The 24,465-nt window shown below is 41.3% G+C and carries 16 protein-coding genes; 14 read left to right on the plus strand and 2 right to left on the minus strand.

Annotation, left to right across the window (positions count from 1 at the left end):
• Window positions 1–135 precede the first annotated feature (135 nt).
• The 5 genes from V7108_RS16635 (at window position 136) to V7108_RS16655 (ending at window position 7,722) form a co-directional block, all read left to right on the plus strand.
• Window positions 136–1,038 carry an ROK family protein gene (locus V7108_RS16635; RefSeq protein WP_335513964.1) on the plus strand — a complete coding sequence of 301 codons (903 nt, stop codon included), beginning with the start codon at window positions 136–138 and terminating at the stop codon, window positions 1,036–1,038.
• 23 nt (window positions 1,039–1,061) lie between these two features.
• Complete coding sequence (locus V7108_RS16640; protein WP_335513967.1) at window positions 1,062–2,231, plus strand: SIS domain-containing protein; 1,170 nt, start codon at window positions 1,062–1,064, stop codon at window positions 2,229–2,231.
• A gap of 92 nt (window positions 2,232–2,323) precedes the next feature.
• Window positions 2,324–3,262, plus strand: a complete 939-nt coding sequence (gene lacC / locus V7108_RS16645; RefSeq protein ID WP_335513969.1) for a tagatose-6-phosphate kinase — start codon at window positions 2,324–2,326, stop codon at window positions 3,260–3,262.
• A gap of 12 nt (window positions 3,263–3,274) precedes the next feature.
• Complete coding sequence (lacD, locus tag V7108_RS16650) at window positions 3,275–4,288, plus strand: tagatose-bisphosphate aldolase (RefSeq protein WP_335513973.1); 1,014 nt, start codon at window positions 3,275–3,277, stop codon at window positions 4,286–4,288.
• 188 nt (window positions 4,289–4,476) lie between these two features.
• Window positions 4,477–7,722: a chondroitinase family polysaccharide lyase gene (locus V7108_RS16655; RefSeq protein WP_335568897.1), complete on the plus strand. Its 3,246-nt coding sequence runs from the start codon at window positions 4,477–4,479 to the stop codon at window positions 7,720–7,722.
• A gap of 48 nt (window positions 7,723–7,770) precedes the next feature.
• Here the strand turns inward: V7108_RS16655 and V7108_RS16660 are convergent, their stop codons facing one another.
• The gene (locus tag V7108_RS16660; protein WP_335513980.1) at window positions 7,771–8,454 is read right to left on the minus strand and encodes a response regulator transcription factor; all 684 of its coding nucleotides are present in this window, start codon (window positions 8,452–8,454) and stop codon (window positions 7,771–7,773) included.
• Window positions 8,455–8,493: 39 nt separating this feature from the next.
• Window positions 8,494–10,002 (minus strand): HAMP domain-containing sensor histidine kinase, encoded by a 1,509-nt coding sequence (locus tag V7108_RS16665; RefSeq protein WP_335513983.1) that lies wholly within the window; start codon window positions 10,000–10,002, stop codon window positions 8,494–8,496.
• A 116-nt stretch (window positions 10,003–10,118) separates the two neighbouring features.
• On the opposite strand from V7108_RS16665, the gene V7108_RS16670 reads away from it, so the two are divergent.
• From V7108_RS16670 to V7108_RS16710, 9 genes are all read left to right on the plus strand, one after another.
• Window positions 10,119–11,420 (plus strand): ABC transporter substrate-binding protein, encoded by a 1,302-nt coding sequence (locus V7108_RS16670; RefSeq protein WP_335513986.1) that lies wholly within the window; start codon window positions 10,119–10,121, stop codon window positions 11,418–11,420.
• 101 nt (window positions 11,421–11,521) lie between these two features.
• Window positions 11,522–12,421: a carbohydrate ABC transporter permease gene (locus tag V7108_RS16675; RefSeq protein WP_335513988.1), complete on the plus strand. Its 900-nt coding sequence runs from the start codon at window positions 11,522–11,524 to the stop codon at window positions 12,419–12,421.
• A 22-nt stretch (window positions 12,422–12,443) separates the two neighbouring features.
• The gene (locus tag V7108_RS16680; RefSeq protein ID WP_335513991.1) at window positions 12,444–13,325 is read left to right on the plus strand and encodes a carbohydrate ABC transporter permease; all 882 of its coding nucleotides are present in this window, start codon (window positions 12,444–12,446) and stop codon (window positions 13,323–13,325) included.
• A gap of 11 nt (window positions 13,326–13,336) precedes the next feature.
• On the plus strand, window positions 13,337–16,747 hold the full coding sequence (locus tag V7108_RS16685; RefSeq protein ID WP_335568898.1) for a polysaccharide lyase family 8 super-sandwich domain-containing protein: 3,411 nt from the start codon (window positions 13,337–13,339) through the stop codon (window positions 16,745–16,747).
• A 19-nt stretch (window positions 16,748–16,766) separates the two neighbouring features.
• The gene (locus V7108_RS16690; protein ID WP_335513998.1) at window positions 16,767–18,200 is read left to right on the plus strand and encodes a sulfatase family protein; all 1,434 of its coding nucleotides are present in this window, start codon (window positions 16,767–16,769) and stop codon (window positions 18,198–18,200) included.
• Entirely contained in the window at window positions 18,197–19,396 is a 1,200-nt protein-coding gene (locus V7108_RS16695) for a glycoside hydrolase family 88 protein (protein WP_335514001.1), read from the plus strand. The genes V7108_RS16690 and V7108_RS16695 overlap by 4 nt, the downstream gene beginning before the upstream one ends.
• A 75-nt stretch (window positions 19,397–19,471) precedes the next feature.
• Window positions 19,472–20,083, plus strand: coding sequence for a YesL family protein (locus V7108_RS16700; RefSeq protein ID WP_335514004.1), 612 nt, complete (start codon window positions 19,472–19,474; stop codon window positions 20,081–20,083).
• Between the two features lie 108 nt (window positions 20,084–20,191).
• Entirely contained in the window at window positions 20,192–22,816 is a 2,625-nt protein-coding gene (locus V7108_RS16705) for a polysaccharide lyase 8 family protein (RefSeq protein WP_335514007.1), read from the plus strand.
• Window positions 22,817–22,920: 104 nt separating this feature from the next.
• Entirely contained in the window at window positions 22,921–24,429 is a 1,509-nt protein-coding gene (locus V7108_RS16710) for a sulfatase family protein (protein ID WP_335514010.1), read from the plus strand.
• The last annotated feature ends 36 nt before the right edge of the window (window positions 24,430–24,465 follow it).

Genomic DNA, 24,465 nt, shown 5'->3' on the forward strand with positions numbered 1-24,465 from the left:
TGAAATGTTATAATGAAATTACAAAGTGAATGAGCTCATAGTAAAAAACTGTGAGCTTTTCTACTGATCCAACTTGTACCATCAACCCATCTACATAAAGAAAATCTTTACTTAATTAAAATCGAGGTGCAGGACATGAAAAAGGCCATTGGCATTGATATTGGCGGGACAAAAATTGCAGCAGGAATCATTACCGAGATGGGTGAATTGCTAAAACGCACAGAGGTCAAAAGTGATCCTTCCGACAGAGAAAAAATGTTTTCTAGAGTGGTAGAAGCAGTCGAGCAGCTTTTAAAAGATTCATCTTATTCAATAACGGATATGGCAGGGATTGGTGTTGGTGTCCCTGGTAAGGTAGACCGGGAAAACGGGATTGCAATTTTTCAAAATAACTTACCATGGGAGCAGTTTCCAGTTACACAAAGGCTGCGGGAGTCATTCGGAATCGAGCAAATAGTAATCGATAACGATGTCTATACGGCCGCTTTTGCGGAATGGACGGCTGCTGGTGGGAATAGAGAGGAAACCTTCGTCTATGTAACAATTAGCACGGGTATTTCCTGCGCCATTATCCACCGTGGTTCCTTTTTTAGAGGGGCGGGATTTGCTGGAGAGATTGGCTTAATTCCTATTTTTTTAAAAAGAACTGCACCCCATCTGGAGCGGCTTGAACATGCAGCTGCCGGACCGGCCATCGCCAAAAAAGCGGAAGAACGTTTGGCGTTGCGACTATCCACTAAGGATGTCTTGGAACGATATCTTGCAGGAGTGCCTGAGGTTCAGTCAATCATTGATGAGGTGACGGATAGCTGGGTCCAGGGGCTCTACTCAATTTCTAGTTTATTGGACCCTCACAAAATAGTATTTGGCGGCAGTGTAATTGCGAATAACCCTTTTCTGCTTGAAATAATAAAGGAAAAACTTAAAACCTATCAAATCCCTGAACAACTGCATGTCTTAAATCAAATGTCCATAAGTACCATTAAGCAGAATAATGGTGTGGTTGGTGCGGGGTTAAAAGTGTTTGAAAAAAATTAATTTTTATATAAGGAGTGTCGTGAATGTTTACTTTGGGTAAGGAAAAATTAGTTCCGTTAGGAGCAGAGATTACAACGGCAGAAATCCAACAACAGCCTGAATTGTGGGCAGAAACTTTTGAACTGTTTGCTGAGAGACGCGGAGCTATTGCAGCATTTTTGAACACCATTAAGGAAAAGCATGATCGTGTTCGTGTGATTTTCACCGGAGCTGGTACGTCCGCATATGTCGGTGACACCGTAACACCATATTTGAAAGGAAAGGTCGATGAATGGCAGTGGGATTTGCAGAGTGTGGCGACAACTGCTATTGTTTCAAACCCATACCAATTTTTGAAAGCAGATATTCCGACCTTACTCGTTTCCTTTGCCAGAAGTGGAAATAGTCCGGAAAGCGTGGCAACCGTTGAGCTCGCACAACAAATCGTAAACAATCTTTATCAAATAACGATTACATGCTCAAAGGATGGCAAACTTGCACAGCGGGCTGCAGGGGATGACAGAAATCTTCTATTATTAATGCCTGAAAAATCCAATGATCAGGGCTTTGCCATGACGGGAAGCTATACATGTATGACTTTAACCGCACTGCTTGTTTTTGATTCGTTATCAGATGAGGAAAAAGGTGAGATCGTTAAAACAATCCGCCGTTTGGGTGAAAGTGTAATTCAAAGAGAAGCCTTGATTGAAAAGATCGTTTCTGTTGATTTTGACCGGATCATTTATCTTGGTTCCGGGGGCTTTGAGGGATTGGCAAGAGAGGCACAATTGAAAGTCTTAGAATTAACAGCTGGAAAAATGGCCACTGCATTTGATTCATCGCTCGGATTCCGTCATGGTCCGAAGTCTTTTGTAAATGAAAACGCCGCCATATTTTGCTTTGTTTCCAACCAGCCTTATACCCGTCAGTACGATTTAGATATGTTAAATGAACTGAAGCAGGACCAGATTGCCCGCTCGGTTTGTGCCATCGTAGTGGAAGGTGAAAGTAATTATTCGGGTGACAGCTTCTCTTTCGACAATGAGGGTGCAAACGTACCGGATGCTTATTTGTCCTTACCTTACGTTATGGTTGGTCAAACGATTTCCTTACTTGCGGCCATTAAAGTCGGGAATAAACCGGATACACCGTCACCAAGCGGCACTGTCAATCGCGTGGTAAAAGGGGTCACCATTCACGAATACAAAGAATAGAAGGAAGGCAGCTCGAATGTATTTGTAAAATAGGCTGCATTTCAAGTTTGCAGGTACCAAGCTAACAACTTCAAGGGGAAAGAGGAATTCTAATGATCTTAACTGTCACAATGAACCCATCCGTTGATATTTCCTACCCGATTTCTGATTTCAAACTCGATGATGTCAACCGTGTCGAAGGGGTTCGTAAAACAGCAGGTGGAAAAGGATTAAATGTGGCCAGGGTCATCAAGCAAATGGGAGAAGGCGTTGTGACGACTGGCGTGCTGGGCGGTACGATTGGCGACTACATTATTCAGGAGCTTTCGAAAGACAGGATTGAAAATGATTTTTTGAAAATTAATCAAGAATCCAGAAACTGTATTGCCATTCTCCACGACAGCAAGCAGACGGAAATTTTAGAATCAGGTCCGACCTTGACAGCCGAGGATGAAGCGGCCTTTCTTACCAAATATGAAAGTCTACTTACTAATGTTTCATTGGTAACCATCTCTGGCAGTTTGCCCAAGGGATTACCTTCAGACTTCTACAGGCAGATGGTAGAACGGGGGCATGAGCGGGGAATTCCCGTGGTCGTTGATACTTCGGGTGAATCATTGCGCCAGATTTTGATAAGCGAGGTTAAACCTTTTGCAATAAAGCCTAACATCACGGAGCTTTCTCAGCTTCTTGGCATAAATGTGGAACCTAACATAGAAAGTCTTAGGCAGGCACTCACAAACGAATGGTTTCAAGGTATTGAATGGATTGTAGTTTCGATGGGCGGAGCAGGTGCCTTTGTGAAGCATGGGCAGAATTTTTACCAGGTAACAATCCCGAAAATTAATGTGATAAACCCGGTTGGTTCCGGTGATGCCACAGTGGCCGGATTCGCTGTCGCTGTTAAACATGAACAGTCTGTTAAGGTTGTATTAAAAACGGCGATGACGACTGGGATACTAAATGCGATGGAAGCAGTAACAGGTTATATTAATACAGCAAATTTTGAAGATATATTCAACCAAGTCCAAGTAGAAAAAATAGACTTATAGGAGTGAAGACTGATGTTAAAACTAACAGATAGCAAACTAGCGGCTCTTAAAAGATTATCAGATGAAAATGGGATTATTGGGGCATTAGCCATTGACCAACGCGGTTCATTAAAGAAAATGATTGCATCCGGAAGTGCCGCTCCTGTCGGCGATGAGGGGATCGTCCGCTTCAAAGAACTAGTTTCTGAGGAATTGACTCCATATGCCACTTCCATTCTATTAGATCCAGAGTATGGGCTGCCAGCAGCAAAAGCCCGCCATTCGGAAGCAGGGCTGTTAGTCGCGTATGAAAAAACAGGTTATGACGCCAATGCTGTGGGCCGTTTACCTGATCTATTAGAGGAATGGTCGGTAAGACGCTTGAAGGAAGCTGGAGCCGACGCGGTGAAATTTTTACTCTATTACGATGTAGATGAAGATGAAAAAATCAATGACTTTAAGCATGTGTATATGGAGCGGGTTGGGTCAGAGTGTGCGGCAGAGGACATCCCATTTTTCCTTGAGATAGTCAGCTACGATGCTAAAAACGAAGATGTGAAAAGTTTAGAGTATGCAAAAGTGAAACCACATAAAGTGATTGAGGCAATGAGGGAGTTCTCGAAGCCACAGTATCAAGTAGACGTATTAAAAGTCGAAGTTCCGGTTGATATGAATTTTGTCGAAGGATACTCGAATGGTGAAGTGGCGTATACGAAGGAAGCAGCAGCAGGTTATTTCAAGGAACAAAGCGAGGCAACTCACCTGCCATTTATCTTCTTAAGTGCAGGCGTCAGCGCGGAATTGTTCCAAGAGACATTAAGGTTTGCCAAGGATGCCGGTTCCACTTTTAACGGTGTTTTATGCGGCCGTGCTACTTGGAAGAACGGTGTTACACCATTTGCGGAAATTGGTGAAGAAGCAGGACGCGCCTGGCTCCGTGATACAGGCAAAAAAAACATTCAAGAACTAAATACTGTTTTAAAGGATACTGCCAGCTCATGGTTTCAAAAAGTCTCCACTAAACGCAGTGAAGCAGCGGGGGTCTAGCACACTGGGGGAAAGCCCCCGGTGTTTTTTAGTGTTTGGTTACAGCTAGGGCCAAAAATCTCACTGCGTGTTACGGCAATCTGGGGGTATAAAGTTTTCCACTTACCTTATTACAAGTTTCCCCTACAATGGTAACTGTAAGCGTTTACGAATGACGTTTACAAAAGTGGAAAGGAGATGGATAGAAAATGAGAGATTCGATGGACAAGCAACAACTATCTGAAAAGGGGAGTAACCAGTTAAAAAATGAATGCAAGAGGTATGGGAAACGGTTCGCAGCTTTAACACTTACAGCAGCTTTAACACTTACAGCAGCTTTAACAGTTCCGCTCATCACATTACCTCCTATAACGCAAGCTTCTGAACTAAGAACTTTTTCCGCTAGTACGACTATAGGCGGTCAGGAACTGTCCACACTTGCTCTACAGCTAGAAAATGAAGCAAATGCGTTGGGAATTCCACTCTATTTGTTTGAAAATGGGGTGCCCAAGACTTTTAAAGCGGAAAAAGGCAGTACCCTTAAAATGGATGACCGTCACTCCAAGGACGGCAAGCACTCGCTAAAATGGAATTATACAAAAGGCTCCAAGCTAATGATTAACGATAAAATGGGGTATAAACCTTTTGTCGCAAATAACCAAGATCAATCAATTCAAACCTTTGTTGTCTGGGTCTATAATGAAAAGCCTGTAAATGATATAGTTACCTTTCAATTCGGCAGAGGCAATCATGTTGATAGTTGGTTTGAAATGAACCTCAATTTTACAGGATGGAGGACGGCATGGGTTTCATATGAACGTGATATGGAAGGTACTCCTCATCCAAATATGAACCGAATGACGATTGTCGCTCCTAAATCACAATCTGGAACACTTTATTTTGACTCCATGATGTTATCTACTCCAATTGACCCGCGTCATCATACACCGGATCAACAAGTTCCATTTGTTAACCCGGGAATTATGGAAGCAGCAAACGCTCACTGGCTTGGGCTTTTGCATTACTCCAAACTTACACCTCCAGATCCTCAAACAGAAGTAACTCTGGACAACTTAGCAGGCATCCGAAAAATAGAATCGAAGTTTACCGAATTGGTCTTTAAGAAACAAAAAGTAACCGATGCTTTACTTGATGACATCCGTACTCGTTTTGACACCTATGGTTTAAATAGAGACGCACAAGAAATCAAAGGGGCTTCCCTGTTTATGCCACATTTTGACCAGGTTCCAGCTGCCTTAAAAACATCTTTTAAGGAGCTTAGTAATACAGCAGACCTTCGAGAATTTACTGACTTTATGAGCTTAGTGGCAAATACGTATCTTTCAACCGAAGATAGTGTCATTAAAAATGAGTTAAAATCCATGTTCATTGATTTATCTGACCATTTATTTGATCAGGGATGGGTTGATGGGAGCGGGCAAGGAACCATGCACCACCTTGGATATAATATTCGTGGGTTTTATTCCTCTGCATTCCTGATGCGGGATGTTTTGAAGGAAGCCAATCTACTGGACCGTACCCAAAAAACACTTTTTTGGTTAAGTGGAGCGGGTGAAATATATACGCCTAAAGAAGAAGTGGTAAGTAATATTGACATATTAAATACAACCTTAAATGGGCGGCTGGCTAGTATCCTCGTCCAAGATGATACTAAGGAAAAAATAAGAGATATGGAAGCCTTCACTGCATGGCTGTCTCAAGGACTTCTACCAGCAAATGGATTAGATGCTGCCTTCAAGAAGGACGGGTCTGCCTATCATCATGCCAATCATTACCCAGCCTATGCGAAGGATGCTTTCAATGGTGTCACTCCGATGATGTATGTGTTATCAGACGGACCTTTCCGAGTAACTGAAGCTGCCCATGAATCATTGAAAAAGGCCTTGATGGCCATGCGTTTATATTCAAATAAAACTCAGTGGCTAATCAGTGTAGCTGGGCGTCATCCGGATGGCAATGGTGCTTTGGTGCTGCCTCCATTCCGTTATATGGCATTGGCAGGTTCCCCTGATGGAAAGGAGCAAATTGACCGTGAAGTGGCATCAGCTTATTTAAGGCTGGCAGATAAAGAAGATGCAACCTTTCGTCAGTTTAAAAACATGGGGATTGAAGCGGAAACCGATCCTAATGGTTTTTGGTCCATGAATTACGCTAACCTTGGAATTCATAGACAGGACCAATGGCTTGTTGGTGTAAAAGGGTATAGCCGATATTTATGGGGGAATGAAACCTATCAAGATGCTAATTTATTTGGACGGTATATGTCTTATGGTCAGATGCAAATTATGGGCTCATTAAATCACCGGGATAGCGGTTATGTACAGGAAGGCTGGGATTGGAACCGCTGGCCAGGAACAACAACCATCCATCTGCCTTTTGAAAAATTACGCTCTGATGTCCGAAATGTAGACCGTTTTAGCGGTTTTGAAGAAATGTTGATTTCGGATGAAACCTACTCCGGAAGCTTAAGTCTCCAAGGACAAAATGGAATGTTTGCGATGAAACTGCATGAACATCCAAAATATGATGGCAGCCATCGGGCAAGGAAATCTTATTTCTTTTTTGACAACAGAATTGTTGCGCTCGGTTCAGATATTGAAAATGAAAACATTGAGTATCCTACAGAAACCACTCTGTTCCAAAATCATATGAAATCAGAAACAGAGGCAATGTGGATGTCAAAAACAGGAGCTATTACTGAATTTCCTTATAAAAACCAACTCACCCTTACACAGGATGCCTGGCTGATTGATAATAAAGCGAATGGATTTTATGTGCCTGCTGGACAAACAATATCCATTTCACGGACAGAGCAATTGTCTAAGCACCAGAAGGATGGTTCTGATACATCCGGGAATTTTACTACAGCATGGATTGACCATGGTAAGGCTCCAAAGGATGGAACTTATCAGTACGCAGTTTTGGTGAATACGAATGAAAATCAGATGGCTGGGTTTGCTGCCTTGATGGAAGAACAGGACAAGGCTCCTTACAACATCCTTCAGCAGAATCGAATGGGGCATATTGTATATGACCGTGCTACCGGTATTACCGGATACGCTTTATTTGAAGCAAGTGAATCAATTGATAAAGGAATCGTGCGTGCAGTTGATACTCCTTCAATGGTCATGTCTCGAATGGATGGAGAAAAGTTGGTCTTAAGTGCAGTTGACCCTGATTTACGTTTATATGAAGGGCTTGAGGAGGACCAATATGATGAGAATGGGGTGCAAAAAGAAGTAAGCATTTATTCCCGTCAGTGGCGTCACTCAGAGAGCATAATGCGTACAATGAAATTAACGATTGAAGGAGAATGGACCATTACATCCAACGATAACCGTATCAGAATTCTTTCATCAGAAAATGGGAGAACCGTGCTAGAGTTTGATTCCAAGGATGCCGAGCCATTAGAGGTTGTATTAGAGCCAAAATAATAAAAGTAAGGGATGGTACTTGCAGACGCAAAAGTACCATCCCTTTTTTTATGAAATCTCCCCAATCAATTCAAACAGTTTGAGTTCATTGACTTCTGTAATGATTTCTTTTGTGTTACTTTTATCGAATTTTTTTAGTAAACTGCTGATTTGCTTTTTAATCGTTTCTACTTCAACAGCACGGATTTCTGCAATATCCTTGCGTTTTAAGCCGCTGCAAAGCAGTTTTAATACCTCGAGTTCCGATTGGGTCAGGTTAGCAACGATTTTAAAAAAATGGGTTAATTGATCTTCTGATTTTTTAATTCGGGCGAATTCCTGCCTGATTTTCTGCGCAATAATCGGCCGGATCGGTGACTGATTGTTAGCAGCAGAATAAATCGCTTCGATAATTTCTTCTTTTAGGGCTGATTTTATCAAGTAATCAACAATCCCCGTTTGAAAGGCAGCAAAAACAATATTGTTATCCTGATGGACGGTCAACATAATGATCTTCGTATCGGGTAAAATTTTATGAATTTCGGAAGCTGCCTTAATCCCTGCCATCTGACTTTCCATTTCAATGTCCATTAATACAATATCGGGTTTCTTAATCGCCGCAAAAGCAACGGCCTCGTAGCCGCTTTTGGCAGAGGCAACTAAAAAGAGGTTGTCCACACTGTTTATGATTCGTTCCAACCGTCTGCGATGGGCCTCCATGTCGTCGGCTATTAAAATATGTATCTTTTCCAAATGAATACCTCCCCCAAGAAATAGGAAAAGGGGGATGTTTTATCCCCTCTTTACCAGTGGCAATAGAATATCAAATTGTGTGAATTTACCTAATTCACTTGTCACTTCAATTTTTCCTCCATGAGCTGTTATAACTTTATGACAAAATGATAGACCAATTCCCCAATTGGTAATGCTTGGTTTTGTTGAGAAAAAGGGGGTAAATATTTCATCTACATTTTCGGCTGCAATCCCAGGACCGTTATCTCTAATTGTAATCGTCCCCCATTGGTCCACAGTGTTTAAATGAACTGTAATTCTTCCACCCTTACTTCCCATTGCTTCAACTGAATTTTTTAGAATATTATAGATCGCCTCGCTCGTTTCTTCTTCATCAATATATACAAGGATACTTGATTCTAGTTTTTCAAATTGGAAGTCGACATCAGACTGCATTGAATGAAAACGCTGAATCGCCTTTTCGATTGGGTGGTCGATAGGAACGGATTTGATGTTCAACGTGATATGCTTCAACTTCTCATTAGCTTGGTTAATACTCTGAAACGAATGTTCACACGAATCGGTAATTAATTTAAGGCTATATAAAGCCTCCTCATCATCAGCGAATTTTTCTTGCAGGTATTCAGCCTCCGATCGAATCGCGAGTAGATGGTTCTTAATGGCATGAGTAAACGCTCGAATCCCAAGAGAGGCAGTATCAATCTTTTTCTTCGTAATGATATTGCTATTTGAATAGCGTGCCTCATTCGTTTTATATTTGTAAATATTGTAGAGCATGACGCCGATAGCTGCGATTGCTAGAAACGGGAAAAAACGATATTCCAATAAAAATAAATTAATCGGCGGCTGTGAATAATTAATAAAGCTTTTACTGAAGGTGGTTTTGACAAAGTTGGAAGGGGCCCAGTAAAAAACAAATAGCTGCAAGAAGGTGATGGGCAGTAAGCTAATCATCATGTAAAGTGTATGTTCACGAATGGACCTTAGTTTGTAATAACGAATGTAATGGCTGACAAATAAGACAAAACTTAGAATGAGATAGGCATAATTGACTGCCTGGAAAAAAATATCTCCTATTCTACTGAATTGCTGGTATTGCTTCATGAGTAACTCCGTTTCAGAGGTTAATGTCTGAAGGTAGAGGTTGACACTTGGGTCGTAAAATAAAAACTGTATGATTCCTACAATGCCTAATGCCAAGTAAATATAGCGCAATTTCGTTCTAATCTTAAAATTGTTGGTAAAAGAAATAGAAAAACTTAAATAGGAAAAATAGAAGAGGATAATTCCTAAATTAAAGAGCCGAATTAAAGTATGAGTATCAAAGTTTCCTAATACTAGACGGCTCCACGTCCCAGGACCAAGGTCAATAAATTGGTTCGCAATATTATAATAGTAATTAAATTTTGATAGATAGAGGGTGAAAGAAATATACGCCATAATCCATCCAATCGTTAACGCGCATAAAAAGAAAACAGACCTGCTGCTAAGGTTTTTATAGATAAAAAAGATTAGAAATACCATGAAAATAAGGCATAGAAAAATCATGCTGGTCACTCCTAGTTAGAAAAAGGGGGTAAGAAATTTTCTACTTATTTAAAAAAATGAAAACCTTTACACTGAGTATATAACAAACTAGTAAAAAAAATAAGGGGGAACAAAGAATGAAAAAGGTATTCAGTTTACTAGCTATTCTTATTCTATTTCTTGGAATCTTAGCAGGCTGTGCAAGCGGCGGGTCTGAAAAAGGAAATGCTGAACCGAAAGAGAAAAAAGATCCGAATGAAAAAGTAAGTTTGAAGATGGCAGTTTTTCCAGCAGATGAGGCAGTATTTAAGAAAGGCTATGAAAACTTTAAAAAGGATCACCCAAATATTGATATCACATTTGAAACTTTCCCTCAGCAGCAATATTATGAAAAAATCCGTATGCAGCTAGCAGGCGGTGAAGGGTATGATCTTTTTACTGGTCAATTAGACAACATGGTTGATACTGGAATTGTCGCACCGCTAGATCAGCACATTAAAGACAGTGGTATGGATGTATCAGGATATGGTTCCATGTATGACACATATAAATATGAAGGAAAAGTGATGAGCCTTCCATATCGTAAATCCAATTGGATGCTTTATTATAACAAGACGCTTTTCGATGAAAAGGGTGTCGAGTATCCTAGTGATGATATGACGTGGGATGAGTTCCGTGAATTAGCTTTAAAAATGACAAGCGGCAGTGGTGAAAGTAAAGTATATGGTGCATTTTTACAACAATGGCCGCAAACCTGGTATATGAGTGCAGTTCAAAATGGTTCTTCCGTGATTGATAAAGATTTAACACCATTTAAAGAAGCATTAGAGGTTAGAGTAAATCTTGAAAAAGACGGATCCATTATGCCATGGTCTGAACAGGTAACAACTGGTGCTCACTATAATGCTGCATTCCAAAAAGGAAATATTGCGATGAATATCATCGGAGACTGGCATGTAGCCCAGCTTCGTCAAGGGGAAAAGGAAGGAACCGTTAAGTTTGATTGGGACGTTGCTCCAATTCCACATCCAGAAGGTGTAGCAAAGAATACATCACTTGCATTGCCTGTTACGATTATGATGAACAAAAATACAAAGCATGCAGATGAAGCATTTGAATTCCTTAAGTATATGTCAGGGAAAGATGGAGCCGAACTTCTTGCTTCTGAAGGCTATTTAACTGGATATATGGATAAGGACGTTGAAGCTGCATATCTTGGGGACGGTTCACAAAAACCTGAAAACCTTCACTATTTCTTAGAAACAAAAGAATACCCAGAATATCCAATGCTGCCTGGAGTTAAGAACGTTGTCGTTGAACAAATATTTAAGCAAGAAGGAGAACTTGCCTTGCTCGGTCAGAGATCCGTGGATGACACCATTAAAGAAATTACCAAGCGTGTGAAAAGCGAATGGGCTAGTAAGTACGGAGAAAAGTAATAAAGAAAAGTGAGGTACTGCGCTAGTTTATACAAACAGCAGTACCCCTTTTTTTAAAAAGACTGTTTTCGAATAGCTTTAAAGAAAGGATGAAACCTAGCATGAACCCTACTAAAAAGGTAAAGTCAAAAACCATTAGGCGAAATCGAATCATCGCTTATACCTTTCTTCTTCCCAATATCATTGGCTTCCTAGTATTTATTCTAATTCCTGTAATTGCCTCTTTTTTTATGAGTTTTACCTCATGGAATGGTTTTGGAGTAATAGAGTTTATTGGATTAGACAACTATAAACAATTATTAAAGGATGAGAATTTTAAAATTTCTTTTTTTAATAGTATCCTTTTCATGGTCATCTCTGTTCCTATCACCTTATTTCTATCCATGTTAATCGCTGTGGCACTAAATCAAGGAATCCGCTTTGTTAAGGTTTTCCGGACAGCTGTTTTCCTTCCTTATGTTACAGCTACGATTGCTGTTGCAGCTGTATGGCAGCTCATTTTTAATCCAACGATGGGACCCATTAATGGGGTATTAATGAACTTAGGGATTGATCAGCCGCCTGGCTGGCTATCCTCACCAACCTGGGCTTTAATCTCTGTTTCTATCGTTTATATTTGGCATTCAGTCGGCTATTATATGGTTTTATTTTTAGCAGGGCTCCAGAGTATACCAGATTACCTTTACGAAGCAGCTGAATTGGACGGGGCGGGACCGATTTCGAAATTTTTCAATATCACGGTGCCAATGTTATCCCCAGTTCTATTCTTTACTACCATAATTGGTGTCATTAACTCGTTTAAAGTGTTTGATTTAATTTATGTCCTGACCGGCGGAGGACCTGGCCGATCCACTCATGTGCTTGTATACGACATTTATAATACTGCATTCAAGCAATTTGAGTATGGATATGCTTCAGCGATGGCTTATGTATTATTCCTGCTCATTCTTGTTATATCTATCATTCAATTTAGAGGACAGAAAAAATGGGTGAATTATTAATGAAAAATCAAGAGAAAGGGTGATGAAAGTTATGAATCTTGCTACGGAAGCATCCGTATACACCGCTGAAGCCAAAAGCCGAAAAAAAATATCGATCGGAAAAATAATAAAGTACCTTGCTGTCATTTTTGTTTCACTCGCCATGGTTTTGCCATTTGTTTGGATGGTATCTGCGTCGTTAAAAGCGGAGACAGAAATATTTGGGTTCCCAATTAAATGGATTCCAGAAACCTTCCGCTGGGATAATTACAAAGACGTTTGGACAACCGTTCCGTTTCATCTTTATTATTTGAATACGTTAAAGATTGCGGTTATTACCACGATATTAGTGATTATCAATAGTTCCCTTGCAGGGTATGCGTTTGCCAAAATTAAATTTCCTGAAAGCAATAAATTATTTTTCATTTATGTAGCTACGATGATGATTCCATACCAGGTCATGATGATTCCCCAATTTATGCTGATGAGCAAACTTGGGCTGGTGAACTCTCATTGGTCACTTATTATTCTAGGGGCGTTTAATCCCTTTGGTGTTTTCTTATTCCGTCAGTTTTTCTTATCGATCCCGGATGAGTTATTAGAAGCAGCAAGAATTGATGGTTTAACTGAGTTTGGCATTTATTGGCGGATTATTATGCCATTGTCTAAACCGGCCATTGCTACACTTGTCATTTTCTCATTCATGCATTCATGGAATGACTTTTTAGGGCCATTAATCTATCTGACTTCTGACCATTTATATACTTTGCAATTAGGTATCCAGCATTTTATTTCCGAATATAACACAGAGTATGCTCTTTTAATGGCAGCGGCTGTATCCGCGGTTATACCAACCATCATTGTTTACTTCTTAGCTCAGGACCATTTTATCAAGGGAGTTGCCAACACTGGAATAAAAGGATAAGGAGCGAAATGATGAACAAAACACCGAAAAAAGGATTTTCTGTTCTGATCATTTTAACATTAATTATTTCTATGACTGTAAATGCACCATTGATTTTTGCTGATGATAACGTTAATCGTTTGGTCAACGCAGGATTTGAAGAAACCAAAGGTGCTGCATCGGGATGGGACCAATTAGGCGCTGTCAGCTGGAGCGTATGGAAGCCGACTGGGAGTCCTGTTGTTTCTATCTCTGAGGATGCAAACCGTACAGGAAAGTATGGATTGAAAATTATGGCTTCTCAGGACGCCCGAGCTGCAGTGTCTCAAGATGTACCTGTAAAGGGCGGAAAAACATACCAACTTAGTACATGGTTAAAGACAGATAATATTGTCAGCGGACAGGGAGCACGAATGAGAGTGACAACGTTTGAGGGAAAACAACAGCTTGATCTCTTTTACTCCTCCCGTTTAACGGGTACACATGATTGGTCACAGATCAAAATGGATGTAAAGCTCCCAGTAAATGTAGATAGTATTCGGGTTCAGCTTTTCTTTGAAACTGGGACTGGAACGGCTATGTTCGATGATGTTTCCTTACAATTAATTGATTCGGCAACCTCGATTGAGATTGAAAACAAGGAAGTAAGTATTCTAGAGAATGAGACTGCGGAAATAAATGTCAGACTAGAGCCTGTTGACGCAAGCTCAACGATTTCTTGGTATTCCACCGATGAATCGGTTGCCAAAGTGGATAACGGTAAAGTTACCGGAGTGAGAGCCGGCGAAGCAGTGATTATGGCAAGGACGGATAATGGACTCTCTGCCAGCAGTACGGTCAAGGTGTTGAAAAATTATGCGATTGAACGTCCGGCTATCGAGGCGATTGAAATTCAACCGAAACAACTGCAGCTTGAAACAGGGCAAGTTCGTTTACTTCAAGCAAATGTTTCCCCTGAAAATGCGGATATGGAAAAGTTGGTTTGGAGATCTTCCAATGAAAGTGTAGCTTCCATACAGAATGGTTTGGTAGAGGCCAAGTCCGAAGGAAGCGCCGTCATCACTGCTGAAACAATGGATGGAAGCATAAAAAGTGAAACTCAACTAACCATCTCGGCTTCGGAACAGGATGAATATGACGTGTTACGTCATAAGTGGGAAAACCAAATGACCAGTCTTGATTTTTACGATGCTTCTAATGAACGAATGAAACAAATGGTTACCAATCAAACCAATACCACACAGACATTATGGAAAACCATGGTGAAAAATAACGACCGAACCTTCTTGTGGCATGAATACTCCAGCACCGATAATTCAGCAGATATCCGATCAAATTATCGGAATTTGACCACTATGGCTAAGACGTTTGCCAATGAACATTCAACGCTCTATCGAAATCCACAATTATTGGAGGATATCAAAGATGCATTAGAGTGGCTGTATCAGAATCAATATAATGAATCGATTGCCCAGTACAGTAATTGGTGGAATTGGGAAATTGGTGTACCGAATGAATTAAACAGCATCATGGTGCTTTTATATGATTATTTGGATCAAGAAACGATCCATCGCTACTTGAAGGTCGTGGATCATTTTCAGCCGGATCCTACAAAATCTGGAGCAACTACACCGAACAACTTCCGGGAGGCAGTCGGCGCAAATAGAATTGACGTCAGCAAGGTTGTTGGAGTCCGTGGGGTAATCGTTAAGGATGAGGAGAGAATCGCTGCTGCCCGGGACGCCCTTAGTCAAACCTTTGAAAACGTGACGTCAGGCGATGGTTTTTATGAAGATGGTTCGTTTGTACAGCATGAGGATATTGCTTACACCGGTTCTTATGGCATTGTGTTAATCGAGGGGCTAACGGAGATGCTGGATTTATTGAGCGGCTCAACTTGGAGTGTAACGGACCCTAAGGTATCGAATGTCTATGACTGGATTGAAGATGCATTTGAACCATTTATGTACAAAGGTGCCTTGATGGATATGGTAAGGGGAAGAGCAATTTCACGTAATTTCCTCCAGGACCATCAGGCGGGTCACAGCATCATTAAGACTGTAATTCGAATGGCGCAATTTGCTCCAGAACCATATGCAGAAAAATACAAAAGTATGGCAAAAAATTGGCTTCAGGAAGATACACATCTAGATTATTTTTCAAATGCCAGCAGTTTCCGTGATATGGTTTTGGCTAAAAACCTGTTAGAAAATCAGGATGTCAGCCCAAGGGGAGAACTTGATTTCCATAAAACATTTGCCTCAATGGACCGTGTTGTTCATAGAAAACCGAGTTACGCTTTCGGAATCAGCATGTATTCCAACCGGATTCAAAACTATGAGGATATGAATGACGAGAATAGAAAAGGCTGGTACACCGGTGAAGGGATGACCTATTTGTATAATGCCGATCTTGCGCAATACAGCAATGATTTCTGGCCTACTGTAGACCCATACCGGATGCCAGGAACAACGGTTGATACAATGAAACGAGCAGATGGAAGCGGAGAGCACAATTCAAGTGAATCCTGGACAGGCGGTTCCACGTTAAATCGATTTGGAACAGCAGGTATGTCTTATAAGGCCTGGAATAGTACGTTATCAGCAAAAAAATCATGGTTTATGTTCGATAACGAAATTGTCGCACTTGGCTCGGGAATAAACAGCAATGACAACCGAACAATTGAAAGTATTGTTGAAAATCGAAAAATTCGTGATGACCGCTCGAACAATCTCCTTATCAATGGTGAAAAGCCGGAGTTAACCGAGGGTCAACAGCATACGGTTGAGGCTAAGTGGGCATTCCTTGAAGGGAATTTACCGGGATCTGATATAGGTTACTATTTTCCAGATGGAAAAACGCTAACGGTGAAAAAAGAACAGAGGACTGGCGCTTGGGAGGACATTAATTATGGCGGGCCATCGAATCCAATCACACGTTCCTACGCCACAATGTGGTTTGACCATGGTGTCAATCCGGCAAATGACACGTACTCCTATGTCCTGCTGCCAGGCTTAAATCAGGAACAAACAGGCCAATATGCCGTCCAGCCGGAAATTACGATTTTACGAAATGATTCTGCCGTTCAAGCGGTTCATGATGGTAAGGAAAATATCATCGGGGCTAACTTCTGGCTGGATGAAAAGCAAACGGCGGGTCCGTTAACGGTTTATCAAAAAGCTTCTGTTACATTGCAGGAGAAGGATGGCGCGCTGACACTGGCTGTTTCCGACCCAACGATGAAAAATACTGGTTCGATTGAAATTGATTTTGACGGCAAAGCCTTCAAGGTACTGGAAGCTGATGAACAGGTGCAGGTTATTCGAACGAAGCCTTCTATTAAGTTGAAAGTGAATGTCCAGCAGTCTTACGGGAAATCATTCACCGTCAAATTAAAAATGATTCCTAGCATAAAAGGGAATAGCCCGAATTCAATTCGATAAATACAAAAGGAGAGAGACCATGGAGAGGCAACAAAGGCCGAATCTAATCTATATTTTTGCAGATCAATGGCGCCGTCAGGCTGTTGGGTATGAAGGAGAGGATCAGGTATTAACGCCGAATATCGACGCATTTGCGCGTGAAGGGACGATTTTTTCTAATGCCGTAACTTGCTCCCCATTATGTTCTCCTCACCGGGCTTCCTTGCTTACCGGCAAGTATCCAAGCAGCACAGGGGTTTATACGAACTGTAAGGTTGGGGCGGATGTTATGTTAAGCCCAGATGAAATTAGTATTGGTGACGTTCTGGTAGAAAACGGCTATCAGACGGGATATATCGGAAAGTGGCATCTGGATTTACCGGAATTAAATGTATCGGAGCAGCCGGAATCCGGTGCAGAAGGGTGGGATGCGTATACACCTCCCGGACCGAAACGCCAAGGATTCCAATACTGGTATTCTTATGGAGCTTGGGATGAGCATCTCTCACCGCATTACTGGCAGGATAGTCCGGAAAAAATTAAAGTAAACCAATGGTCGGTCGAACACGAAACAGACCAAGCACTAAAATTTATCCAAGATCGAACCAACGATCAGCCGTTTGCCTTATTTTTATCCTGGAATCCGCCGCATAGTCCATTTGATCAAGTACCAGAAAAATATAAGGCACTGTATAACAGGGATAAAATTACGCTCCGCAAAAATGTCACCAATTCAAGTTTCTCCGTTCATACCGGAGAAACAGTGGACGGCGGGATTGAAGAGTTAAAGGAAAAACAATTGAATTACTTTGCTGCAATCTCAGGAATTGATGATCAATTTGAGAGAATTTTACAATTATTAAAATCAGAAAAGCTAGATGAGAACACCATTGTTGTTTTGACTTCGGATCATGGTGAAATGATGGGTTCCCATGGTCTGATGGCAAAGCATGTATGGTTTGAAGAATCGATTGGTGTCCCATTTTGTATTCGGTGGCCGAATGTAATTCCGAAAACGCGGACAGACCTTTTACTTAATACGGTTGATATTATGCCGACTTTGCTTAGTTTTCTAGATTTAGAGATTCCTAGAACGGTTGAGGGAATTGATTTATCGGACTTCATCGTAAACCAGCAAGCTGGCGGTCCAAAGGAAGCGTTTATTAGTGCCTATCCGGGAAGAAAGGAAGCGATTGAAGCGTTTCGTGAGGCTGGACTGGATAATCGCCAATTTGGATGGAGAGCCATTCGAACTGCCGAATTTACCTATGTTATTCACCATGGTTATTCTCCTAAAGATGAAAGAATTCGCTTGCTATACGATTTGAAACAAGATAAATATCAGTTACATCCAGAGCATATCAAAAATCCTTCCGATCATCTGATTGCAGAGGGTCTTGAAAGGAAGCTGCAACATTGGCTGAAAGATATGAAAGACCCATTTTATTACAAAATAGAGGAGTATTGCAAATGACTGTACTAGTTAAGGAAGTACGCAAGGAAGAAATTAAGAACAGTGTTCGTTTCACAAAAGGCCCCGCTGTAGATCGTGCCTTTGTTGAAAAAGCCATTGAGCATGTTTTGGCGAAAATCGATCAAAGCCTAGATGTATTTACAGATAAATTTCCTGATTCCAACAGTGAAGGCCTTGTCTATAAACCGATTGAAAATGTAGAATGGACCACAAGTTTTTGGACGGGCATGCTCTGGCTCGCTTATGAATACACAGGGGATGAAAAATACCGGAAAGTCGCGGAGAAGCAGATTCAAAGTTTTAAAGAACGTTTGGAAAAACGAATAGAGGTTGACCATCATGACTTAGGCTTCTTATACTCATTGAGCTGTGTGAGCGCTTATAAGCTTACCGGCAATGAAGAAGCAAAGGAAATTGCAATAAAGGCGGCAGATTTGTTAATTACTCGCTATTACGATAAAGCTGGGATTATTCAGGCATGGGGAGATCTTAATGATCCAAAGCAGCGCGGGAGGATGATTATTGACTGCAACCTTAATCTGCCTTTACTTTATTGGGCAACGGAAGTTACAGGGAAATCAGTATATCGCGAAATTGCTGAAAGTCATGTCAAGCAGGCAGCCAAATATATTGTCCGCGAAGACGCCTCCACCTTCCATACGTATTATATGGATCCGGAGACTGGTGAGCCATTGTACGGAAATACCCATCAAGGTCATTCCGATGATTCCTGCTGGGCCCGCGGGCAAGCATGGGGAATCTACGGTTTCCCGCTCAGCTACAATTACACTGGTGATTGGAGTTTAGTTGAGTTAGCGAAGAAGCTGACAAACTATTATTTGAACCGTTTGCCGGAAGACGAGATTTGTTATTGGGATTTAATCTTTACTGAAGGGGATGAGGAGCGGGACAGCTCTGCAGCGGCGATCACAATTTGCGGCCTGCTTGAGATGGCAAAGCACTTGCCATTAACTGACCCAGAAAAAGAAATCTATGAAAATGCTGCATTAAAGATGGTGCAGTCTTTATATGAAAACTATCGTACCGATATCGATAGCGAGGCAAACGGAATCCTTAAGCATGCCGTATACTACAAAGCTGGCGGCCGTGGTGTCGATGAAAGCTGTATCTGGGGCGACTACTATTATTTTGAAGCATTGATTCGTCTTGTTAAGGATTGGAAAATGTACTGGTAAGAAATTGGGATAGGGAAACGTCAAGAGTGACTGGCGTTTCCTTTCCTAATAGGATTTGAAAGGGGAAATGGTGAAATGGATGGGAAGCTATATCGAACAATGGAGTTTATCATGAAGGCCTTTATATTGAATCTATTATGGCTGGTGGTATGCCTTCCGATGCTGACCATTTTTCCAGCGACAACCGCTTTGTTTGCTGTAGTCCGAGAGTGGCAGAAGGAAAATGACATTAAAGTGTTTTCCGCTTTTTTCCGCCATTTTAAGGCGAACTTTAAACAAAGTTTCGTTCTTGGAATTTTATGGATTGTCTTTACCTTTTTGTTAATCGGTGATTTTATCATCACCAATCAAATGCAATCGAGCCTAAAATACGTACTATTTGCGGTTTTTTTCCTTTTAAGTATTGTTTATCTGTTTGTGTCAATTACGATTTTTCCCGTCATCGTTCATTACCAGGTGTCTTGGAAGGACGCAATCAAGAATGCTATGCTGTTTTCGATTGGAAATCCTCATTTTGTGCTTGTTTCCCTTGTGGTGATTGCCGGTACAGTGGTGCTCATTTTTAAGTTTCCAGCAGCCTCGATGGTAGCTTTTAGCATTGCTTCCTATCTGATTTATGCTGTGGTATCAAAGGGGTTTCATAAGGAGAAAAAGGTTCAAACCAATTACCAAACAGCCGCTGAGTAACTTTTGTACGCTCACTAGAATAGAAGCAGGAGACAGAAAAGTTCCAAATTCCAGGGCGTATAGAGACGCTCTATGTACATAAGGACAAAATTAATGGGATGGTGTATCATGGAAAAAAATCTAAAGAAAATTCTGGCTACATCCTTGACACTAACAACCTTTTTATCTGTTTCGGCACTAGATTTCAACAACTCCGCTCAAGCCTCTGAAACGCCGACAGCTTCCACCATGGCAAATTCCGCAGATACTGTGAACGAACTGAATCAATTAAAGGAGAACTTTAAACAGTATCTAGTTGGGACTGAAAGCTTGAATTCCGAACCAATGCTAGCTAGTAAAATCAATTCTGTCCACAACACGGCCAATTCAAGACTCGGAGAGTTCCTTCCCATCGAGGAAAGGGGACAAGGTCTGTTCAAAGGTGTCACACTTGGCCAAGATCCGAAAAATTTAGCCAACTCCTATTTGTATTTATACCAAATGGTGCTGGCTGCCAAGACCTATAAAGACCCTAGCCAAGGTGGTAATAATTTTTATAAAAATGAAGAAGTAATCAATAAGGTTATTGAGGGATTGGATTGGCTTTATGATAATCACTTTGCCGACCAAGAAAAAGGTTACTATGGGAACTGGTATGAATGGGAAATAGGTGCCCCAAATCATATTTCGAAAATCTTACTTTTGTTAGAGGATGAGATTAAAACTCAGAAACCGGACCTAATTGATGCCTATGTGAACTCGATGGATTTATTCTTGAGAAACGGAAAAGATGGGGATATTGATTTAACCGCCCGTCAACATACAGGCGCAAACCTTGCCGATATTGCCACTAATCGAATCATCCAAGGGGCAGTTACCGGAGATGGGCAGCGGGTATCAAAGGCAGTGGCTAACATTTTGACTGTTTTTCAAACGATTGATCCTGATCATATTGTTAATGGAAATACGGATGGATTTTATGAGGATGGCTCCTTTATTCAGCACCACCGGGTCGCCTATACGGGTTCTTACGGTAAAGTCCTTATCAATCGAATTATCCAAACTATGAAAATTCTGGATAATAGTTCTTATAATCCGAAAGAAATATTGGTTCCAACCGTCAAGAATTGGTTATATCAAGGATTCTCTCCCGTAATTTTCGAAGGGTATATGATGGAAATTGTCAAAGGCCGGGCGGTTTCAAGAACAGGAACCGGGTATGCGGATGTTAATGGTATCGTCGAAGCAATGGTTGATTTAACGAACTACTTGAATGAAGAAGACAGTCAGCAATTAAAATCCCATATCAAATATATTGCTCAAACTACGAAAGGCACTATTAATCCGGGTTCCTTCACTTCTAATTTAGCTGTTGTACAGTATAATAACCTAATCGCGGATTCCACGATTGAGGCTAAGAACGGGATTGCGAACGAAAATCATTATGCATTTAACTTAATGGATAAAACGGTCCATTTAAGGGACTCCTATGCATTTGCATTTGCAAGAAGCTCTGACCGAATCAGCAAGTATGAGTATATGAGCGGCGAAAACTTAATGCCGTGGTTCCAAGGTGATGGCGCGTATTACTTATATTTATCAGGAAGAGATCAAACAAAATCATTTGGTGCAAATTACTTTGCGGCAATGGATCCTTATAAGCTACCGGGTACAACTGTACCTGTAGAGGAGAGAAAAACGATTCCTCAACTTTATGGAGGAAAGCTTTTCTATGAAAATACCAATCATCCATTAAATTTCTTTGCATCCTCTGTGTCGCAAAATGATTATGTTTATTTTCCGGTAGGAACGAATACCTATTCTGGCGGGGTTAAGCTGGGGAAATACGGGGTAACAGGTATTCAGCTCGGGGACGAGATTGGCTATCGTGATAAACAGAATGGATTACTGCCTGAGGACTTTGTTGCATATAAAAATGCTGATGCAAATAAATCAGCGTTTATGTTTGATGATGAGATCGTTTTACTGGGTTCTGGTATTAATGATCAGCTGGGCCGGGAGGTTATTTCTACGATTGATAACCGGATGTTTGACAGCGGCGAAACCAGTTCCATTACGGGAGAAACGTATGATCATCAGGTATTAACAAATCCTTCAAATGGACAATACAATCTTAAATGGCTAAATTTCAAAACCAATGATGAAGCTAGCGAAGTAGGATATTACTTCCCCGAGGCCACCAACATAAATGTTTCAACCAATACGGTGACGGAAAGTCTTAGAAAAATCCGTACTCCAAACCCGGACACCAACATTACGAAGAACTTCTTTACATTAGGACTGGAGCATGGGGCGAATCCGCAAAATGCAAAATATGCGTATGTGATTTTGCCTAACTTTAATGAACAGGCAACGGGGCAATACGCGAATAGTCCAGGAGTGAAAATCTTGGCTAATTCGGAAGATGTACATGCTGTTGAGCATGTAAATCTTGGGCTGAAAGGTTTCAATTTCTTTGGTGACAAAAAGAGAAGTGTTAGTAATGTAACCTCCTATAATCCGGCCTCGATTCTTGTGAAAAAAGATGGAGATATCGTGACGATTGCTGTTTCTGACCCAACCTTCAGCCTTAATAAGATGAAGCTGGAGGTAGAACTTCCACGCCCTGCAGTGGTAAAAGCGAGCAAGGGTGTTAAGGCTTCAGTATTCAGTAATAAAAAGACGTTAATTCATATTGATTCCAAGAATTCTTATGGAAAGAGTTTTGAAATCAAGCTAAAAGTTAAAGAGTAACACTAGCTGAAAATATGCGGTGGAGTGGACGGCCTTATCACGGGCCGGGTTCACTCCCACTGCTTTTTCGTGCTATTAATAAAGCTAAAGAGGTGCAGGCAGTTATGAAAAAACCAAACATATTATTGATCACCAGTGACCAGCAGCACTATGACACGATTGGTGCCTTTAACCCGGAAATTTCCACCCCAAACCTCGACCGCTTGGCGAGTGAGGGAACCTCCTTTCAACGTGCCTATTGTCCGAATCCGACATGTACTCCGGCACGGTCCTCGATTATTACCGGCACATATCCAAGCCAGCACGGGGCATGGACATTGGGAACAAAACTAAGCGAGGAGCAACCGACAGTCGGCGATGTTTTTGTTGAAAATGGGTATCGGACGGCACTTGTCGGGAAGGCTCATTTCCAGCCAACACGCACGTCAGATGCGTATCCATCGTTAGAATCGCTGCCGCTCCTCCAGGATATTGAATTCTGGAAATCTTACAATCAGCCATTCTATGGTTTTGAAAAAATCGAGCTTTTGCGCAATCATACCAATGAATATTTGGTGGGACAGCATTACGTCGCCTGGTTGGAGGAGAAGGGCTATCATGACTGGAAGCAGTATTATATGGCGCCAACGGGAACCATGGATCCAGCGATTAAATATACCTGGGGTATTCCGGAGGAGTATCACTACAATACATTTATTACGGAAAAAACCAATGAGCTCTTGGAAACCTATCAACAACAAGGTGAAAATTTCTTCCTTTGGGCAAGCTTTCCGGATCCACATCCTCCCTATTTAGTACCAGAACCGTGGGCTTCGATGTATGACCCTGATCAGTTGACAATACCTGAAGCCGTTCCAGGTGAACATGAAAAGAATCCCCCGCATTTTAAAAAGACCCAGGAGGAGAACCCTGATTTTTCTGACCTGGAGGAAACAGGCTGGGGCATTCACGGCTATCACTCGCATTTGCTGCCAGAGGACGACCGCAAAAAACTAGTGGCAAATTATTTTGGTATGATAAGTTTCATGGATAAGTATATTGGTATGATTCTAGATAAGCTGGATAAACTGGGAATTGCCGATGAGACACTGGTTGTTTTTACCACGGATCACGGTCATTTCTTTGGCCAGCATGGCCTTCAGTACAAAGGCGGGTTTCATTATGAGGATTTGATAAAACTGCCATTTATTGTCCGCTATCCGGGGAAAGTGCCGGCACAAAAAGAATCACATGCCCTGCAATCGCTGGTTGATTTAGCACCAACCTTTTTGTCTTTAGCAAATATTCCTATTCCGCCTCAAATGTCTGGAGAAGACCAAAAAGATGTTTGGCTGGGAATCCAAGAGAAGACAAGGGATCACATTCTCTGTGAATTTCGCCATGAGCCAACAACCATCCATCAAAAAACATACGTTGATGAGCGCTATAAAATCACAATTTATTACCGGCAAACCTATGGTGAAATCTTTGACTTGCAGGATGACCCAAAAGAATTAAATAATTTATGGGATCATCCAAACTATCAAGAATTGAAAAAAGAACTTCTATTAAAATATGCGTGGGCAGAGCTGCATAAAGAGCAGATGCCAATGCCAAGAATTTCACACGCATAAAGACGTAAAACATACATCAAACAGTAAGGAGACAAT

This window comes from Neobacillus vireti (genome assembly GCF_036962345.1).
Taxonomy (GTDB): domain Bacteria; phylum Bacillota; class Bacilli; order Bacillales; family Cytobacillaceae; genus Neobacillus; species Neobacillus vireti_A.

Bases quoted from the DNA above. Each gene is read 5' to 3' on its own strand.
- V7108_RS16635 (WP_335513964.1), top strand. From the start codon at position 136: ATGAAAAAGGCCATTGGCATTGATATTGGCGGGACAAAAATTGCAGCA.
- V7108_RS16640 (WP_335513967.1), top strand. From the start codon at position 1,062: ATGTTTACTTTGGGTAAGGAAAAATTAGTTCCGTTAGGAGCAGAGATT.
- lacC (WP_335513969.1), top strand. From the start codon at position 2,324: ATGATCTTAACTGTCACAATGAACCCATCCGTTGATATTTCCTACCCG.
- lacD (WP_335513973.1), top strand. From the start codon at position 3,275: ATGTTAAAACTAACAGATAGCAAACTAGCGGCTCTTAAAAGATTATCA.
- V7108_RS16655 (WP_335568897.1), top strand. From the start codon at position 4,477: ATGAGAGATTCGATGGACAAGCAACAACTATCTGAAAAGGGGAGTAAC.
- V7108_RS16665 (WP_335513983.1), bottom strand. From the start codon at position 10,002: ATGATTTTTCTATGCCTTATTTTCATGGTATTTCTAATCTTTTTTATC.
- V7108_RS16670 (WP_335513986.1), top strand. From the start codon at position 10,119: ATGAAAAAGGTATTCAGTTTACTAGCTATTCTTATTCTATTTCTTGGA.
- V7108_RS16675 (WP_335513988.1), top strand. From the start codon at position 11,522: ATGAACCCTACTAAAAAGGTAAAGTCAAAAACCATTAGGCGAAATCGA.
- V7108_RS16680 (WP_335513991.1), top strand. From the start codon at position 12,444: ATGAAAGTTATGAATCTTGCTACGGAAGCATCCGTATACACCGCTGAA.
- V7108_RS16685 (WP_335568898.1), top strand. From the start codon at position 13,337: ATGAACAAAACACCGAAAAAAGGATTTTCTGTTCTGATCATTTTAACA.
- V7108_RS16690 (WP_335513998.1), top strand. From the start codon at position 16,767: ATGGAGAGGCAACAAAGGCCGAATCTAATCTATATTTTTGCAGATCAA.
- V7108_RS16695 (WP_335514001.1), top strand. From the start codon at position 18,197: ATGACTGTACTAGTTAAGGAAGTACGCAAGGAAGAAATTAAGAACAGT.
- V7108_RS16700 (WP_335514004.1), top strand. From the start codon at position 19,472: ATGGATGGGAAGCTATATCGAACAATGGAGTTTATCATGAAGGCCTTT.
- V7108_RS16705 (WP_335514007.1), top strand. From the start codon at position 20,192: ATGGAAAAAAATCTAAAGAAAATTCTGGCTACATCCTTGACACTAACA.
- V7108_RS16710 (WP_335514010.1), top strand. From the start codon at position 22,921: ATGAAAAAACCAAACATATTATTGATCACCAGTGACCAGCAGCACTAT.